The 15,933-nt window shown below is 54.2% G+C and carries 15 protein-coding genes; 12 read left to right on the top strand and 3 right to left on the bottom strand.

Annotated features, from left to right (window positions below; translation table 11 throughout):
- Positions 1 to 70: 70 nt before the first annotated feature.
- The gene (locus NH344_RS05040; RefSeq protein WP_074210608.1) at positions 71 to 952 is read left to right on the top strand and encodes an acyltransferase; all 882 of its coding nucleotides are present in this window, start codon (positions 71 to 73) and stop codon (positions 950 to 952) included.
- Positions 889 to 1,860: a LysM peptidoglycan-binding domain-containing protein gene (locus NH344_RS05035; protein WP_253027597.1), complete on the top strand. Its 972-nt coding sequence runs from the start codon at positions 889 to 891 to the stop codon at positions 1,858 to 1,860. Before NH344_RS05040 ends, NH344_RS05035 begins: the two co-directional genes overlap by 64 nt.
- Before the next feature lie 68 nt (positions 1,861 to 1,928).
- Here NH344_RS05035 and gcvT read toward each other — a convergent pair whose 3' ends face one another.
- Together gcvT and NH344_RS05025 are read right to left on the bottom strand one after the other, a co-directional pair.
- Entirely contained in the window at positions 1,929 to 3,041 is a 1,113-nt protein-coding gene (gene gcvT / locus NH344_RS05030) for a glycine cleavage system aminomethyltransferase GcvT (RefSeq protein ID WP_172514454.1), read from the bottom strand.
- 90 nt (positions 3,042 to 3,131) lie between these two features.
- A complete protein-coding gene (locus NH344_RS05025) occupies positions 3,132 to 4,535 on the bottom strand; it encodes a sodium:alanine symporter family protein (RefSeq protein ID WP_089674425.1) in 1,404 nt (467 codons plus the stop codon).
- A gap of 409 nt (positions 4,536 to 4,944) precedes the next feature.
- On the opposite strand from NH344_RS05025, the gene gcvH reads away from it, so the two are divergent.
- Complete coding sequence (gcvH, locus tag NH344_RS05020) at positions 4,945 to 5,334, top strand: glycine cleavage system protein GcvH (protein WP_172416131.1); 390 nt, start codon at positions 4,945 to 4,947, stop codon at positions 5,332 to 5,334.
- 87 nt (positions 5,335 to 5,421) lie between these two features.
- Positions 5,422 to 8,316: an aminomethyl-transferring glycine dehydrogenase gene (gene gcvP / locus NH344_RS05015; RefSeq protein ID WP_062360749.1), complete on the top strand. Its 2,895-nt coding sequence runs from the start codon at positions 5,422 to 5,424 to the stop codon at positions 8,314 to 8,316.
- Positions 8,317 to 8,355: 39 nt separating this feature from the next.
- Here gcvP and NH344_RS05010 read toward each other — a convergent pair whose 3' ends face one another.
- Positions 8,356 to 9,258, bottom strand: a complete 903-nt coding sequence (locus NH344_RS05010; protein ID WP_044630534.1) for a LysR family transcriptional regulator — start codon at positions 9,256 to 9,258, stop codon at positions 8,356 to 8,358.
- Positions 9,259 to 9,473: 215 nt separating this feature from the next.
- Between NH344_RS05010 and ppnN the strand changes: the two genes are divergently transcribed.
- From ppnN to NH344_RS04970, 8 genes are all read left to right on the top strand, one after another.
- Entirely contained in the window at positions 9,474 to 10,856 is a 1,383-nt protein-coding gene (ppnN, locus tag NH344_RS05005; RefSeq protein WP_044630533.1) for a nucleotide 5'-monophosphate nucleosidase PpnN, read from the top strand.
- A gap of 60 nt (positions 10,857 to 10,916) precedes the next feature.
- A complete protein-coding gene (locus NH344_RS05000; protein ID WP_089674423.1) occupies positions 10,917 to 11,645 on the top strand; it encodes a sulfite exporter TauE/SafE family protein in 729 nt (242 codons plus the stop codon).
- A 115-nt stretch (positions 11,646 to 11,760) separates the two neighbouring features.
- The gene (locus tag NH344_RS04995; protein ID WP_044630531.1) at positions 11,761 to 11,961 is read left to right on the top strand and encodes a hypothetical protein; all 201 of its coding nucleotides are present in this window, start codon (positions 11,761 to 11,763) and stop codon (positions 11,959 to 11,961) included.
- A 393-nt stretch (positions 11,962 to 12,354) separates the two neighbouring features.
- Positions 12,355 to 13,710, top strand: coding sequence for a site-specific integrase (locus tag NH344_RS04990; protein ID WP_044630530.1), 1,356 nt, complete (start codon positions 12,355 to 12,357; stop codon positions 13,708 to 13,710).
- A 14-nt stretch (positions 13,711 to 13,724) separates the two neighbouring features.
- Positions 13,725 to 13,991: a type II toxin-antitoxin system RelE/ParE family toxin gene (locus tag NH344_RS04985; protein ID WP_044630529.1), complete on the top strand. Its 267-nt coding sequence runs from the start codon at positions 13,725 to 13,727 to the stop codon at positions 13,989 to 13,991.
- Positions 13,975 to 14,319 carry a helix-turn-helix transcriptional regulator gene (locus NH344_RS04980; protein WP_044630528.1) on the top strand — a complete coding sequence of 115 codons (345 nt, stop codon included), beginning with the start codon at positions 13,975 to 13,977 and terminating at the stop codon, positions 14,317 to 14,319. The genes NH344_RS04985 and NH344_RS04980 overlap by 17 nt, the downstream gene beginning before the upstream one ends.
- A 113-nt stretch (positions 14,320 to 14,432) precedes the next feature.
- On the top strand, positions 14,433 to 15,239 hold the full coding sequence (locus tag NH344_RS04975) for a hypothetical protein (RefSeq protein WP_044630527.1): 807 nt from the start codon (positions 14,433 to 14,435) through the stop codon (positions 15,237 to 15,239).
- 98 nt (positions 15,240 to 15,337) lie between these two features.
- Entirely contained in the window at positions 15,338 to 15,631 is a 294-nt protein-coding gene (locus NH344_RS04970; protein WP_044630526.1) for a hypothetical protein, read from the top strand.
- Positions 15,632 to 15,933: the final 302 nt, after the last annotated feature.

The raw sequence follows: 15,933 nt of genomic DNA, 5'->3' as shown, positions 1-15,933 counted from the left end.
TAGCATTTATCGCTAAGCGCGTGTTTAAAAGGCCTTTAGCACGCAGACGAATTGCTGTGAGGATTGTGGTATGCCAATTATTAAAGGGGGCGTTAGCATCTTGCTGCTGACGTTGAACACGCTGGTTTGGGGTGTCCCCCTGATTATTCTGACGCTGCTCAAAGTCATCGTCCCTGGGCGGCGGCAAAAAGAGTGGCTGCTTAAAGGGCTATGTGCCGTCGCACTAAACTGGATTGGCGTCAATTTGTGGTGGATGCGGCACTGGTTAAAACCTAATGTCTCGATCAACGTGCCAGATACATTAAGCCCTGAGCAGTGGTGGCTGGTAATCTCCAACCATCGCAGTTGGACCGATATCTTTATTCTGCTTATGGCACTGCACCGACGCATTCCTATGCCGCGCTTTTTTCTCAAACACCAGCTTATCTGGATCCCGATTGTTGGTCTCGCTTTCTGGGCGCTTGAGTTTCCCTTTATGCGTCGCTTTAGCCGTGAGCAGATCGCCAATAACCCCCAGCTAGCCACAGTTGACCGGGAATCCACTGAGCGCATGTGCCGCCAAGCTCGCCATGCCCCTATCGCTATTTTTAATTTTGTCGAGGGAACCCGCTTTACCGTCGCCAAACGCGAGTCGCAGCAAAGTCCATTCCAGCATCTGCTTCGCCCTAAAGCAGGAGGAATTGCCCAAGTACTTAGCCTGCTGGGTGATCAGTTAGATGGTATTCTTGACGTCACTATTAGCTATACCAACCCATCACCCACGTTTATGGGTTTTTTATGCGGTAAAGAAGCCCCCATTACGCTTGAAGCCCGGCAGCTAGCCATTCCTGAATGGATGCAAACTGCCAACTACCATGACGAACCGCAGCATAAGGAACGCTTCCACGCATGGATCAACTCACTCTGGCAGGAAAAAGATACCTTGCTAGATCGCCTCAGCGACCACGACTAAGCCACTGGCTCACCATTTGTGTATTGGCCAGCGTGCTAACTGGCTGCGCCAGCTCTGCCCCCTCCTCTAGCCAGCGGGTGCCCGCCGCTAGCAGCGCCAGCGCTATTGGCGGCAACTGGGTAGAGGTTAGACGTGGCGATACGCTAGGGCAGCTCGCGGCACGGGCTGACGTACCACTTGAACGGCTAGAGCGCTTCAACCCGGGGGTTGACTCTCGCCGTTTAGCCGTTGGTCAGCGCCTATTGATCCCAACCCAGCAGGAGCGAGCGCCTTCTGGCGGCCCTTATCGCTATCAAATCCGGCCCGGTGATACCTTCTCAGGTATTGCCAGGCACTTTAACACCACAACGGGGCGAATCCAGAGTGCTAACCAAGGCACTTCCCCCACGGCATTGCGTGTCGGGCAAATCATTAGCGTACCGCTTAGCAGTACCGCTAGAACGGCATCATCAAGCAGTAGTTCAGCCGCTAGTAGCGCCAATAACCGTAATGCACCAACGCCTGCCCCTACGCCAAGCGCTAGTTTGCCAGCTTCGGCACGCCGATGGCCGTGGCCTTTAGAGGATTATCGTGTGGTTCGTCAGTTTGGTGCCGACAGCCGCGGCACACTACAGCCCATGTTGTTGGCAACTCAGGCAGGCGCTCGTGCTAGGGCCGTTGCTCCTGGTGAAGTACGCTTTGCAGATAGCATGCGGCAGCTCGGCGATGTCGTGATTGTGCACCATGCCGATAACTTGCAAACCGTTTACGCGCTCTGCGAGCGGATTCTCGTCCGCGTAGGGGACCAGGTGAGTACAGGTGATGAGCTGTGTGATGTAGGACAAAGTAACGCGACACAGCGTTATGATCTGCTGTTTGACTTACGTCAGGGGGGGAAACCCATCGACCCACGACAGGTGCTAAGGTAAGCATATTCCGCATGCAAAAGCCCCGCGAGGGGCTTTTGCATCTTTTTTGAATTAACTGCGCTCGCTAATTAACCGCGATAGTAACCAGGGGCCACAAATGGCATCGCGGAAACGCTCATGGGTAGCTGCTTGCCGCGTACTAACGCGTAGACGGTAGTACCGGGCGCTTCCCACTCACGGGCGAGGTACCCCATGGCAATAGGTTTACCGACGCTTGGCCCAAAACCTCCGGAAGTCACTACGCCAATTTCATTGCCCGCTTCATCTACCAGCAGACTGCCTTCTCGCACCGGCGCGCGCCCTTCTGCTACCAGCCCAACCCGCTTGCGGGTATGATCTTTGGTATCCACTTGGTGCAAAATCACATCGGCTCCGGGGAAACCCGCTGCTCGCTCGCCGCCATGGCGACGCGGCTTGCCAATGGCCCAGATCAAGCCGGCCTCGACAGGCGTGGTTTGCATATCCATATCGTGACCATATAGGCACAAGCCCGCTTCTAAGCGCAGTGAATCACGCGCGCCCAAGCCAATCGCTTCTACTTCAGGCTCGGCCAGCAGCGCTTCGGCAAGCGCCTGACACTCGTCAGCCGCGACAGAGATTTCAAAGCCATCTTCGCCGGTATAACCACTGCGGCTGATCCACACGTCACATCCTGCCAGCGTGTAACGACCATGTTGCATAAACGTTAGCTCACAGGCTTGCGGGCAGAGCCGCTGCATCACATCGCGGGCCTGTGGCCCTTGAAGCGCCAGCAGACCGCGATCAAGCACATCGATTTGATGAGTGTTACCAAGATTAGCGCGCAAATGGGCAATATCTTGGTCTTTGCATGCCGCGTTCACCACCAGATAGAAGTGATCGCCAGCATTCACCACCATCAAATCATCAATAATACCGCCATCGGTGCTGGTAAAAAGGCCATAACGCTGCTGGCCTTTTTGCAAGCCTACCAAGTCCGCTGGGATAAGACTTTCCAGCGCTTCAGCGACCTTTTCTCCGGAGACCAGAATCTGTCCCATATGCGATACATCGAACAAGCCACACCGCTCGCGGGTATGCTCATGCTCTTTTTTAACACCCAGCGGGTATTGCACCGGCATATCGTACCCGGCAAAAGGCACCATCTTGGCCCCTAGCTGCGTGTGAAGCGCATGAAGTGGCGTGTGTTTCAGATCAGTCATGGCATTTCCTCTGTCAAAAAAGAGAAACGGGAAGCCTTACTAGGCTTCCCGGCTCTATTACATCGTGCATTACCTGCTTACAGGCAGGCCTTATTTATCATGATCCAGGGCTTCACCCGGCAGCACGTCCTTACCAGCGAAATAATCCCGAGTGAGCTTAAAGACAACCGGAGACAGCAGCGCCAGGGCAATGAGGTTAGGAATCGCCATCATCGCGTTGAAGGTGTCTGCCATCAGCCAGATAAAGCCCAATTGCGCAACTGCACCCAGCGGAATAGCCAGTACGAACAGCACTCGGTACAGCATAATAGAGCGCGTACCGAACAGGAACTGGCAGCATTTCTCACCGTAAAACGACCAGCCAAGAATGGTGGTAAAAGCAAAGATTGCTAGCGCAATGGCCACGATCTGATTACCAAAGCCAGGCAGCGCCGCATCAAAGGAGAGCGCGGTGAGCGAAGCGCCCGCTTCGCCTTCCATCCATACGGTAGAGGTCAAGATCACCAGCGCCGTGATGGTACACACGATGATGGTATCAATGAACGTACCCAGCATGGCAATCAAGCCCTGACGAACCGGGTTTTTCGTCTGCGCAGCAGCGTGAGCAATCGGTGCACTGCCCAGACCTGCTTCATTGGAGAAAATACCCCGCGCCACGCCAAAGCGGATGGCGGCCATTACCGCAGCACCGGCAAAGCCACCGGCTGCTGCCATGGGGTTGAAGGCGTAGTAGAAGATCAGCCCAAAGGCGTCACCGATTTGGCCCGCATTAACGATCAGCACCAGCAAGCCCGCAATCACATAAGCAATGCCCATCACCGGTACCAGCTTACCAGCCACCTTGGCAATGCGCTTGATGCCACCCAATATCACTGCACCGGCCAGTACCATGATGATAACGCCGGTTAACCAGTGAGGAACACCAAAGGTGGCATCCATGGCGTCAGCCACAGAGTTAGACTGCACGGTATTACCAATCCCGAACGCGGCAACAGCACCAAAGAACGAGAACAGACCGCCCAGCCACAGCCACTTACGGCCCAGACCATTTTTGATGTAAAACATCGGCCCACCCACGTGATAGCCGGTGCTATCGGTTTCCCGGTAGCGTACTGCCAGCACTGCCTCGGCAAACTTGGTCGCCATACCCACCAGTGCGGTAATCCACATCCAGAACACAGCACCTGGGCCACCTAATGCGATGGCCGTTGCCACACCGGCAATATTACCGGTACCAATCGTCGCAGACAGTGCTGTCATCAACGCGTTAAAGGGAGAAATTTCCCCCTCATCGCCGGGTTTTGCAGAGGTTTTATCGGATGGCTTGGCATCGCGGCCTTGCCACATTAGCTTGAAACCCATGCCGAGTTTACGTATCGGCATCAGTTTCAAGCCAATCTGCAGGTAGATACCCACCCCCAATAGCAGGATCAGCATTAACGGGCCCCACACCACGCCGTTAATGGCCCCTAATAGGCTTGTTAACGTTTCCACACGACTCTCCTTACCCAATTGATTAATGCATTTGTTATGAAGGTTAGGTTGTTCACCCGCTCCATCCGATAGCAGATGGAATCACCAAGCGTTCCCACCATAGCGCTTAATTAACGCTGGAAAAACGGATGATGGGTATGTTTTACACTATTTTCTTAGTGCGCTTCCATGCCAATGTCGCCTGCTGATAGAGAAAGCTGCTCTTTTTGAAACTGGCTGGCGCACTGAAACAACAGAAAAAGAGCATCCATTTTTAGCCTTTTGGAGGCAATGAAGAAATTTGTTTCCGATAAGAAACACGGTACCATATACCCACTTACGCTCACTGCGAGCTGGCCACAGTCGCCAAGGCGAACGACAAGCGCTAGTATGCTTTCGTTCTGTCCACTGATTTTATAAGGGAATCACTATGAGCAATCTTCCTGCCAATCTTCGTTACGCTGCCAGCCATGAATGGGTGCTTGATCATCAAGATGGCACCGTCACCATCGGCATCACCGACCACGCGCAAGAAGCGCTAGGCGATGTGGTATTTGTTGAACTGCCCGAAGTTGGCCAATCCCTAAGCAAAGGGAAAGAGTTTGGCGTCATTGAATCCGTGAAAGCGGCCTCTGACCTTTACTCGCCGGTCAATGGCGAAGTAATTGAAGTGAACGAAGCCCTCGAAGACGCTCCCGAAACGGTGAACGACGCCCCCTATGAAGGCGGCTGGATTATGAAAGTGCGTGTTACCGACCAAGCCTTTGAAGATCTCTTAGACGCCGATGCGTATCAAGCGACGCTGAGCGCCGACGCCTAAGTCATGTAGCCAAAGCGCCTGCCCCTGCGGCAGGCGCTTTATTATCGCCTCTGCACGGTTTTCTCATTACGTCCGGAATCTCCCCCCATGCCTTTTGAATCACGCCGTTTGGCCGAACTGGCCGACCACGATGCTTTTATCAAACGCCATAACGGGCCCAGCCCCGATGATGTCGCCACCATGTTAAAAGCGCTCAATATGCAGCGCATGGAAGACCTGATTGAGCAAACCGTGCCTAGCGATATTCGCCTAGGTCGCGAACTTGCCCTTGACGACCCCCGCAGTGAAGCGGAAGCCCTTGAATATTTGAGCCAGTTAGCGCGCCAGAACCGCGTCAGCAAAAGCTATATTGGCCAGGGTTACTACAACACCCACATGCCCGCAGTGATTCAGCGCAACGTGCTGGAAAACCCCGGTTGGTATACCGCTTACACGCCTTACCAGCCCGAAATTTCCCAGGGCCGTCTGGAGGGATTGCTAAACTTCCAGCAGGTGATTATGGATTTAACCGGCATGGAGCTTGCCAACGCCTCCCTGCTGGATGAGGCCACCGCCGCCGCAGAAGCCATGGCACTGTGTAAGCGCGGCAATAAAAAGAGCAAGTCGAACGCGTTCTTCGTGGCTGACGACCTCTTTCCGCAAACGTTAGATGTCGTCAAAACCCGTGCCGAGTTCTTTGGCTTTGAGCTGATCACCGGCCCCGCCGAAAGCCTTGCCGAACACGATGTGTTTGGCGCTCTGGTTCAGTACCCCTCTGCCAGCGGCAGCGTCAGCGACTTAGCCCCGATGCTAAAGGCGGCTCAAGAGCGCGGCATTATGACCTGCGTGGCCACCGACCTGCTTAGCCTGGTGCTGCTGAAAGAGCCGGGCGCGATGGGTGCGGATATTGTCGTAGGTAACTCGCAGCGCTTTGGTGTGCCCATGGGCTTTGGCGGCCCGCATGCGGCGTTCTTCGCTACCTCCGACAAACTCAAGCGCTCGATCCCAGGGCGGATTATCGGCGTCTCTAAAGACAGCCGTGGCAAAACCGCGCTGCGCATGGCCATGCAAACCCGCGAGCAGCACATTCGCCGTGAGAAAGCGACGTCGAATATCTGTACCGCACAAGCGCTACTAGCCAATATTGCCGGTTTCTACGCCACCTATCATGGCGCAGAAGGCCTACGCAAAATTGCCGGTCGCGTTCACCGCCTGACTACTGTGCTGGCTACCGGCTTACAGCAAGCCGGCGTTCAACTAGCGAATAACACCTGGTTCGATACGCTACGCCTTACCCAGGTAGACGCAGGCAAGATTCACGGCCGCGCCATGACCCACGATATCAACCTGCACTACTTCGCCAATGGCGATGTGGGTATCAGCCTGGATGAAACGACCACCGCTCACGATGTCGCCGCCCTATTCGACGTCCTGCTGGGCGATGAGCATGGTCTGGCCGTGGCAGTGTTGGATGACCAGGTAGTGACCGATAAGCTGAGCGGTATTCCGGCCGCCTACCAGCGGGAAAGCGATTTTCTTGAACATCCGACCTTCAATCGCTACCGCAGCGAAACCGAAATGCTGCGCTACCTAAAGCGTCTTGAGAACAAAGACCTGTCGCTGGCCCATGCCATGATCCCGCTAGGTTCCTGCACCATGAAGCTCAACGCGACTAGCGAGATGATTCCTGTCTCATGGCCTGCGTTTTCCAACCTGCACCCATTTGCGCCGCGTGATCAGGTGGCGGGCTACCATCAGATGATTGATGAGCTGGCAGCGTTCTTAGTCGAAGTCACCGGCTATGACCATATCTCGATGCAGCCTAACTCAGGCGCGCAGGGTGAATACGCGGGCTTGCTGGCGATTCGCCGCTATCAGGCAGCTCAAGGTGAAGCTCACCGTGATGTGTGCTTGATTCCAAGCTCCGCCCACGGCACTAACCCGGCCTCTGCCGCCATGCTGAGCATGGAAGTGGTGGTGGTGGAGTGCGATGCTAACGGCAACATCGATTTAGAGGATTTGACCCGCAAAGCCCAGCAGCACAGCGAGCGGCTTTCAGCGGTGATGATTACCTACCCGTCCACCCACGGCGTCTTTGAGTCGCACGTTCGCAAAGTATGCGAAGTGGTGCACCAGCATGGCGGCCAAGTTTACGTCGATGGCGCTAACATGAATGCTCAGGTTGGCCTCACTCGCCCTGGTGACTTCGGCGGCGACGTGTCTCACCTGAACTTGCACAAAACATTCTGCATCCCCCACGGAGGCGGTGGTCCAGGTATGGGCCCGATCGGCGTTAAAGCGCACCTTGCCCCGTTTGTGCCTAACCATGTGGTGACGCCCATCAACGGCGTTAACCCAGAGAGCGGCGCAGTGTCGGCGGCAGCCTTTGGCAGCGCTTCCATTCTGCCGATCTCGTGGGCGTACATTAAGATGATGGGTGCCCGTGGCCTGCGTGAAGCCACCGAGCTGGCCATTCTTAACGCCAACTATATTGCCAAGCGTTTAGAAGCGTCCTATCCGATTCTCTATCGCGGCCAGAACGGCAATGTCGCCCATGAGTGCATCATTGATATTCGTCCGCTGAAGAGCGCGTCTGGTATTAGTGAAGAAGATATCGCCAAACGTTTGATGGATTACGGCTTCCATGCCCCCACCATGTCGTTCCCAGTACCGGGTACGCTGATGATTGAGCCCACGGAATCTGAATCACTCTACGAAATTGACCGCTTCTGCGATGCGATGATTGCAATTCGTGAAGAGATTGCACGAGTAGAGAGCGGCGAGTGGCCGCTGGATAATAACCCGCTGGTGAATGCGCCACACACACAAGCCGACCTAATGGATAGCGCATGGGAGCGGCCTTATGACCGCCAGCTAGGTGCCTTCCCCACCGAAGCAGTGATGGCGTCGAAATACTGGCCCTCAGTGAATCGCGTCGATAACGTCTTTGGTGATCGGCAGTTGATCTGCTCCTGCCCCAGCATTGACGAGTATCGCCGTTAAGCAGAACCCATAGCGCGATAGGAAACGCCTCTGGCCCGTTTACTCGGGTATCAGGGGCGTTTTTTCTTGGAGACGCTGATCATGAAAGCCGTTCAACAGCTTTTCATAGCGTTTAGGTAGGACAGAATCTTGGCGACGAAGAAGATAGAGCACTTCGTTAATCGCTTGGGGAAGCGCTAACGCCTTCACCTGCCGCTGCCACGGCGATGTTTCGAGCACTAAGCGCGAGACCACCGTAAAGCCAAGCCCCCTCGCCACTGCGTCCAGCACCATGCTCACTTCATTGGTGAACCCTTGATGACGGAAATGAGTCATGGAGCGAAATTCATCGGGATAGTTCGCCCGCAGCAGCGCGTTGGCGTGGTTAATCCCATCGTAGTAGTTGATAAAACCGATACCCATTAACTCTGACAGCGTACTGCCTGCAAAATCGGCAGGTACGACCAAGCAGAGCGGCTCTTTGTGCCATACCGTGCAAGTGAGCTCAGGGTGGTTAACCTGCTCGGTCACAATGCCGATATCGTAGCGGCCTTCGAGCAGGTCGTTGACAATCTCGTGGTTAAACGCAAAGCTATAGTTAACGGTCAGGTTAGGGTGCATCTGCTGTTGACCGAGAATATACGGGTAAAACATCAGCCCTACGCTGCCTGGGGATGCAATCCGGCATTCGCCGCTATCCAGCGAGTCATCATCCAAGCCATGCCGGAACTGCTCATGTTCGGCAAACAGCTTAAGTGCGTAATCATAGGCACGGCGGCCCGATTCGGTCAGGGTAAAACTTCTGCCACGGCGCTCTAACAGCGTTTTGCCAAGATAGCTCTCCAACTTACGAATATGCTGGCTAACCCCAGGCTGCGTCATCTCTAAACGACGCGCCGTTCGTGTGAAACTACCGGTTTCCACTAACGTTATAAACGTCCGAAAGTATTGGGCATTAAACATAGGGTTTAAGCAACATCCTCATTATCCATCATCGTAAGGCGCTGACGTGAAGCACTATTGTGACGTGCTATCGCACCCGCAGCCGCGTGCGCTTGCAGGCCCCTAGCGTAGCACAAACGCTGCTAAGACGGGCGCTTAGCCGCATTGCTGAACAGCGCCAAGCGCCGTGCTAGTATGCAGGTTCGTTACTAACACTCTTAGGGACAGCCAGACTAATGACGCAAACCCCAGCGCCTCGTGCCACGATTTCCAGCATTATTTCTCCTGAAGGAAGCCTTGAAGTCCTCTCGCAGCATGAGGTTAATCGGCTCAAGAGCACGTCTAAAAGTGGTTTGCACGATTTACTGCGCCGCTGCGCGCTTGCCGTACTTAATTGCGGTAGCGCTACTGATGACAGCTTGGCCATTCTCGAAGCCTATAAAGATTTCGACATTGAAGTACTGCAGCAAGATCGCGGCATTCGCCTAAAGCTGACTAACGCGCCCGCAGAAGCGTTTGTAGATGGACGCATGATTCGCGGTATCCGCGAACATCTCTCATCCATCATTCGCGACATTGTGTATGTTTATAACGAAATTCAGCACCACAAGCGCTTTGATCTCAGTACGGGCGAAGGCACCACCAATGCGGTGTTTCATATCCTGCGCAAGGCGGGCACTCTTAAACCTGGTCGTGACCCTAGTTTAGTGGTGTGCTGGGGCGGGCACTCTATTTCCCGCGAAGAGTACGAGTACACCAAGGATGTGGGCTACCACTTGGGCTTGCGCGATTTAGATATCTGCACCGGCTGTGGGCCTGGGGCTATGAAAGGCCCGATGAAAGGAGCCAACGTAGCGCATGCCAAACAGCGCCGTAAAGATGGCCGTTACCTGGGCATCTCGGAGCCCGGTATTATCGCTGCCGAAGCACCTAACCCCATCGTTAACGAGCTCGTCGTCATGCCGGATATCGAGAAACGTCTAGAAGCGTTTGTGCGTCTAGGCCACGGCATTATTGTCTTCCCCGGTGGCGTGGGCACCGCAGAAGAGATTCTCTATTTGCTGGGTATTCTGTTGCACCCCAGCAACCGGGAGATCCCCTTCCCCCTCATCTTTACCGGCCCTGCCAACTCCGCGGCTTACTTTCAGAAAATCGATGAATTCCTGGTATACACCCTCGGTGAAGAGATTCGCCGCTACTACACAATTATTACGGGCGACCCGGTGGCCGTTGCTCGCACAATGCGCGAAGGCATTGACCAAATTGCCGATTTCCGCCGCCAACATCAAGACGCCTTCTACTACAACTGGCGCTTAACCATCGCCCGTGAGTTTCAAGCACCCTTTGAGCCCACCCACGAAGCGATGCGCGGCCTGGCCCTTCACCGCCAGCAGCCCACCCACGAGCTGGCCGCCAACCTAAGGCGCGCTTTCTCCGGCATTGTGGCGGGTAACGTGAAAGAGCCGGGCATTCGCGCCATTGAAGCTCATGGCCCCTTCGAGCTCACCGCTGAGCCAGAATTGATGCAGCGTTTAGACGCGTTGCTTAGCTCCTTTGTTGCCCAAGGGCGCATGAAGCTTGATGGACAACCCTATACGCCCTGCTACGTGCTTAGATAGGCCCTTAGCGCTTCACCCATAGCAGGTATCGCCCATGATGCCTGCTCAAGGAAACTCGCCGTGATTATTGCACTGCTCACTTTCGCCATTGCGGGGATTATTAAGGGAGCAATTGGCTCGGGAGTGCCGGTGGTCGTTGTACCTGTATTGACCATGCTTTATGACGTTAAGCTGGCCATTGCAGTGTTGGTAGCTCCCAATCTTTTTAGCAATGCGCTTCAGGTATGGCAGTACCGCCAGCACCTTCTCCCCCTGCGCTTTCTACTCTCATTTGCCGTAGCCGGTGGCGCTGGCATTGTACTTGGCACCTGGGGGCTAGTAGTGCTCTCACCAACACTGCTATCGCTAGGCGTCGCTGCAGCAATCCTTCTGTATCTCATCATCAAGCTGGCCAAGCGTACCGCAACGCTACCCTTTACGGTCGCAAAGCGAATTGTACTCCCCGTCGGTTTGTTGGCGGGTGTGCTTCAAGGCGCTGCGGGCATGTCAGCCCCTGCCTCAGTCACTTTTTTGAATGCCATGCAGCTTGAGCGTCGCGTTTTTATTGGCTCAATTTCGGTATTTTTCGTTGCCATTACCCTCGTGCAAATACCTGCACTACTCAGTGCTGGCATTCTTACGGGTGAGCGCACGCTCTACAGCCTGGGCGCATTGCTTGTAATACTCGCCGCCATGCCTATTGGTGCACAACTTGGCAGGCGGTTACCCCACCGCTGGTTTGATAATCTCATTATGTGTTTGTTGGCGAGCATCGCACTGAAAATCATCTTGGATGCCCTGCTGACATAACATCATTGCGTTAACACTCTGCACAATGATGCGAGAGCCGCTACACTGAAGCCTGCAATAACCGCGCAGTCACTCGCGATTATTGGCAGATTCTTATCAAGGAAAGGAGTCATACATGGAAATGATTAACCAGTTGCAAGATGGCAAAACCAAAGCTTTTGCGAAGCACTGTTTTGAGCGCTACTCCGCAGAAGAGCTCAATAGCGCTGCGGAAGGTTCACCCGACCAAGCGGAAATGGAGCATTGGGGAATTACCGCAGGCCAATGGGAAGAAGCGGTGGCTACAGCACTCGCCGACCATAAAGCGCAAGGTTAATGGCCCTTCCCCAACGGAGCACATGGGTAAACAGCATTCCTCGAGCGAGGTAACTGGGAGTAATTAGTACGACAGTCCCAAACACGCCTTGGCCCCTATCGCTGGGGGCCAATTTTTGAGCCGAAATAACAGGCATAAAAAAACGGCCGCTGCGATAAACGCAAGCGACCGTTTTAGTATTGGTCGGAGTGACAGGATTCGAACCTGCGACCTTTGCAACCCCATTGCGTTTACCCGGTATATTAGCAGAAACAAGCATCAACAAAAGAAAGCAAATATACTCTTCAAATACAGCCACTTATCACTCAGTCATTAGTTTACGCTTGTTGCTGAATGTGCCTAGATATATCCTCTAAGTGTCACCTATTTGTCACCTAGAAAATGAGGCGCACCATGGCAGGCACGGAAACCCGTATAAAGCTGACCGCCAAAAGCATTGAAAGGCTGGCGCGTGAACAGCCTTCTGGTGATGTATGGGATACCGAGCTAGGCGGCTTTCATGTGCGCTATGGTAAACGCGGCCTTACCTTTCGACTCTACTACCGCACCAAAACAGGTAAGCGCCGTATGATGACGCTAGGCACCTATGGCGCATTGACGCTGGCCCAAGCTCGCCGGGATGCTGCCGAAGCGCTGGGTATCGTGGCACAAGGTGGCGACCCACGCGCCGCGATTGAAGCCGCCAAAGTAGAAAGCCAACGCCAGCAGCAGCAAACGCTCCGCGCTTACCTTAATGGCCCCTACACTGCCTACCAGAAGCGCCGCAAGGATGGTGCGGGCACCTTACGCCGTATTGAGAAGGATTTTTCTAGCTGGCTGGAAAAGCCAATGGGCGATATTACCCGTGCAGATGTGGAGCGCTGGCAGGCCGAGCAGGAGAGCGCCGACAAGCCACGCGCTTTTAGCACGCTAAAGCGCTCCTTTGATGCGTTGTGCGGCCTTCTCGCCCATGCCGCTGAACGTGACGTGATTCCCACCAACCCGCTGGCGCGTGTGAACTTACAGCGCCCAGCCCTGAATGATGACGACTTAGCCGAGCAGGCAAGCCAACGTCGCTACTTAGAACCGGATGAAGTGAAAGCGCTGTTTGCTGGCCTTGAAGCCTATCAACAGGAAAAGCGCGAGCAGCGCCGCAGCAGTCGCGCCCATGGCAAAGCCTACCTGCCCGACCTGGATCACGTTACGTATGTGGATCATGTGATGCCATGGGTGCTTACCATGTACTACACCGGGTTTCGACCGGGTGATATTACGGGCCTGCGTTGGGAGCACGTCAACTTGGCGTTTAAGACGATCCGCAAGACCATAGAGAAAACCGCGCACCACCATGCTGAGCCTATGACCTTTCCGCTTTCTAGCGCTGCCGCTTATGTGCTGAATGTTTGGCATGAACAGCAAGGCAAGCCCAAGAGCGGCTTAGTATTCCCCAACCCGCAATCAGGAAAGCGCTTTGATAGAACAGCCATGCAAAAGCCATGGGCCAGAGTGCGCACGCTTGCCGGGCTACCTGATGAATTGGTGCTTTATACCCTGCGCCACAACTTCGCTTCTCAACTGGTGATGGCGGGAGCTGACTTACTCGCCGTTTCTAAACTCATGGCCCACAGCGATATACAGACCACCATTCAGCATTACGCCCACCTGCGCCCGGATCACACCCGCGACATTGTAGAAACACTGGTAAAGCAGACGCCGAACGCTACACAAGAAACACTGCCAGCGCTTGCCGTTGTCTCAACCAACGCCTAAACTTATAAAACCTTATGACCTATCAAGTGCAATGGACGCTCAAAGCGGCCAAACAAGCCAAGAAGTTACATGCGTCTGACCGCGCCATGGTCATTAAACGGGTGGGCAGCCTAGCCACTTGGCCAGAGTGTAAAGAGACCCACGACATTAAGCCCCTCACCCGCCACCAGTACCAATATCGCCTACGTGTAGGCCGTTATCGCGTGCTGTTCGATGTGGAAACGGGCCTGCAAGTGGTCTCTATCGAGGAGGTGAAAAAACGCGATGAACGCACCTATTGATTACCAGATTAGCGAACAGGCAGGCCGCCGCTATGCCGTGCTGCCGTTAGAGCAATTTACTGCCCTGGTAGAGCGTGCCGGGGAAGTGGATGCGTTGACGCTGCCTCACGAAATTGTCAGCCGCCACTTGGTCGATGATGTGCCGCTAAACCGCTGCTGGCGTGAATACCTTGGCGTCACACAAGCCGAGCTAGCAAGACGCTTGAACGTATCCCAGGCACAAGTTGCCCAGTGGGAAAGCGCCAACGCTAAGCCCCGCCACACCACCCTAAAGAAGCTGGCGACCGCTATGGGCATCCATGTACGCCAACTCACGCTAGAAGAGTAACGCGGCCACTGCCGCACGCTTTGGCTGGCTAGGGCCGTACACCCGAAAGCGCGGATAACTCCACCGCGTTAGCCAGCCAACCTAATTGGAGTGCAAGCGTTAGGAGTAGCGCTGTGTATGAAGACTATGTAGCCATAGACCCTGCAACATTTAACGAAGTCGATTGGCAGGAAGAATTCTCTAAAAAAACACTGTCCATTTTTGAATACCAAATGGGAGAGCTTGATGCCATCCAGACATTCAAGCGAAGCACTCCACAGTTTTGTCTAATGAGCAGCACATCACGCCAATTTGAAAGCGACGAAGCATGGCGTTTAGGAAAGAAGGCTTTTGATGCAATCGACAAGGTAGTTGAAGGAGGTTTAACCGATAATGGCCAACTAGAAAAAATCTGTTACTTAAGTATCTCTCCTTGGCTAATTCGATGCCGTGAAGAGTACGCTCGGGGCAACAAAGTATTTGTAAATGAGAACCGGAAACCTCTTGAACTCTCAGAGCTGGAGGATATGGGAGGCGCTGCCATTGCAGTAAATATGATGATCGGTTCATGGCCATATTGCGATGAAGCCGAGCGAGGTTGGATTGAGATCGGCATCAACTCATTTATCCTTCAAGCGCTAGACAGTTTAATCATCTCATGGCTAATGGATGGCTTGGGAGCTGACAGCTATCAATGGTTTTATAGTCTCTCAAGCAAGCTAAAGGAATGGGAGCTAATTCAAAACGAGTCATCAAAAAAAGCCTCAAAAGCTGCCAAAGCAAGGCACTCAGAAACTGAATGGATCAAAACTCAAGTCTACGAGTACTACGACCAAGATAAAGGCGAGTTCAAAAGCCTGCGTGAAGCAGCTCACGAAATTGCAAAGCGTGAACCAGTAAAGTTTCGAACCATATACGACTGGCTGAGGGAGAGAAAGTAACCACCAGCATATATACAGTCTGCTAGCTAAACGCATATTTTTAGATTCGAGGCTAGCCCACCATTAGCAGCGTACCCCAGCAACAACGAGACGCTGCTATGACTGACAAAACCCAAGCCCCTACTGCCCTGCTAGATAGCGCCCTTGAGCGCTATCGTGCTGGCTTTGACCCCGCCTTAATTGAACTGCCCGAACGCGCCATATTCCCGCACCTAATACCCGCACAGCCTGCCACCGCCCGCAAGAGCCGTATTACTGGCCTACTGCTTGGCCGCCCAGCGCCTAAGTTTGTGCGCCGTGGTCGCAGTATCCGTTATCGCCTGGCTGATGTGTTGGAGTGGTTACGCGACGGTGACGCCGTGAGCAGCATTGCCGAGTTATTGGTCGGGTAGACCGGACGATTGCTCGTTCCGGCCCCCCACAGATCCGAGCGTGCGCGATTGACGCACTCGGCTCCTCAACCGTCAGGTTCACACGAAGGACGCTCGGTGCACGATTCTCGCTCGCGGTAACGGGAGTGTCAGCAACAGTTGCCTTGCCTTCTCCCACGGGAACCATCCTCTCTGTGATCGCCTCCTGAGCCACTTGATCCAGGTTGTCTGAACCCTGTATTGGAAGCGTTGCAGAGACTCGATGTTGTGGGTTATCCCGTAGTACGCATAGTGCCCCATAACCTTTCGACAGAGTTGGCGGT

This window comes from Halomonas sp. Ps84H-12 (assembly GCF_024124725.1).
Lineage (GTDB): Bacteria > Pseudomonadota > Gammaproteobacteria > Pseudomonadales > Halomonadaceae > Vreelandella > Vreelandella aquamarina.
The sequence above is the reverse complement of the archived record's forward strand: the minus strand, read 5'-3'. Positions and strand labels throughout refer to the sequence as shown.

Excerpts from the sequence above, each read along its gene's own strand:
- NH344_RS05040 (WP_074210608.1), top strand. The coding sequence starts at position 71 with ATGCCAATTATTAAAGGGGGCGTTAGCATCTTGCTGCTGACGTTGAAC.
- NH344_RS05035 (WP_253027597.1), top strand. The coding sequence starts at position 889 with ATGGATCAACTCACTCTGGCAGGAAAAAGATACCTTGCTAGATCGCCT.
- gcvT (WP_172514454.1), bottom strand. The coding sequence starts at position 3,041 with ATGACTGATCTGAAACACACGCCACTTCATGCGCTTCACACGCAGCTA.
- gcvH (WP_172416131.1), top strand. The coding sequence starts at position 4,945 with ATGAGCAATCTTCCTGCCAATCTTCGTTACGCTGCCAGCCATGAATGG.
- gcvP (WP_062360749.1), top strand. The coding sequence starts at position 5,422 with ATGCCTTTTGAATCACGCCGTTTGGCCGAACTGGCCGACCACGATGCT.
- NH344_RS05010 (WP_044630534.1), bottom strand. The coding sequence starts at position 9,258 with ATGTTTAATGCCCAATACTTTCGGACGTTTATAACGTTAGTGGAAACC.
- ppnN (WP_044630533.1), top strand. The coding sequence starts at position 9,474 with ATGACGCAAACCCCAGCGCCTCGTGCCACGATTTCCAGCATTATTTCT.
- NH344_RS04995 (WP_044630531.1), top strand. The coding sequence starts at position 11,761 with ATGGAAATGATTAACCAGTTGCAAGATGGCAAAACCAAAGCTTTTGCG.
- NH344_RS04990 (WP_044630530.1), top strand. The coding sequence starts at position 12,355 with ATGGCAGGCACGGAAACCCGTATAAAGCTGACCGCCAAAAGCATTGAA.
- NH344_RS04985 (WP_044630529.1), top strand. The coding sequence starts at position 13,725 with ATGACCTATCAAGTGCAATGGACGCTCAAAGCGGCCAAACAAGCCAAG.
- NH344_RS04980 (WP_044630528.1), top strand. The coding sequence starts at position 13,975 with ATGAACGCACCTATTGATTACCAGATTAGCGAACAGGCAGGCCGCCGC.
- NH344_RS04970 (WP_044630526.1), top strand. The coding sequence starts at position 15,338 with ATGACTGACAAAACCCAAGCCCCTACTGCCCTGCTAGATAGCGCCCTT.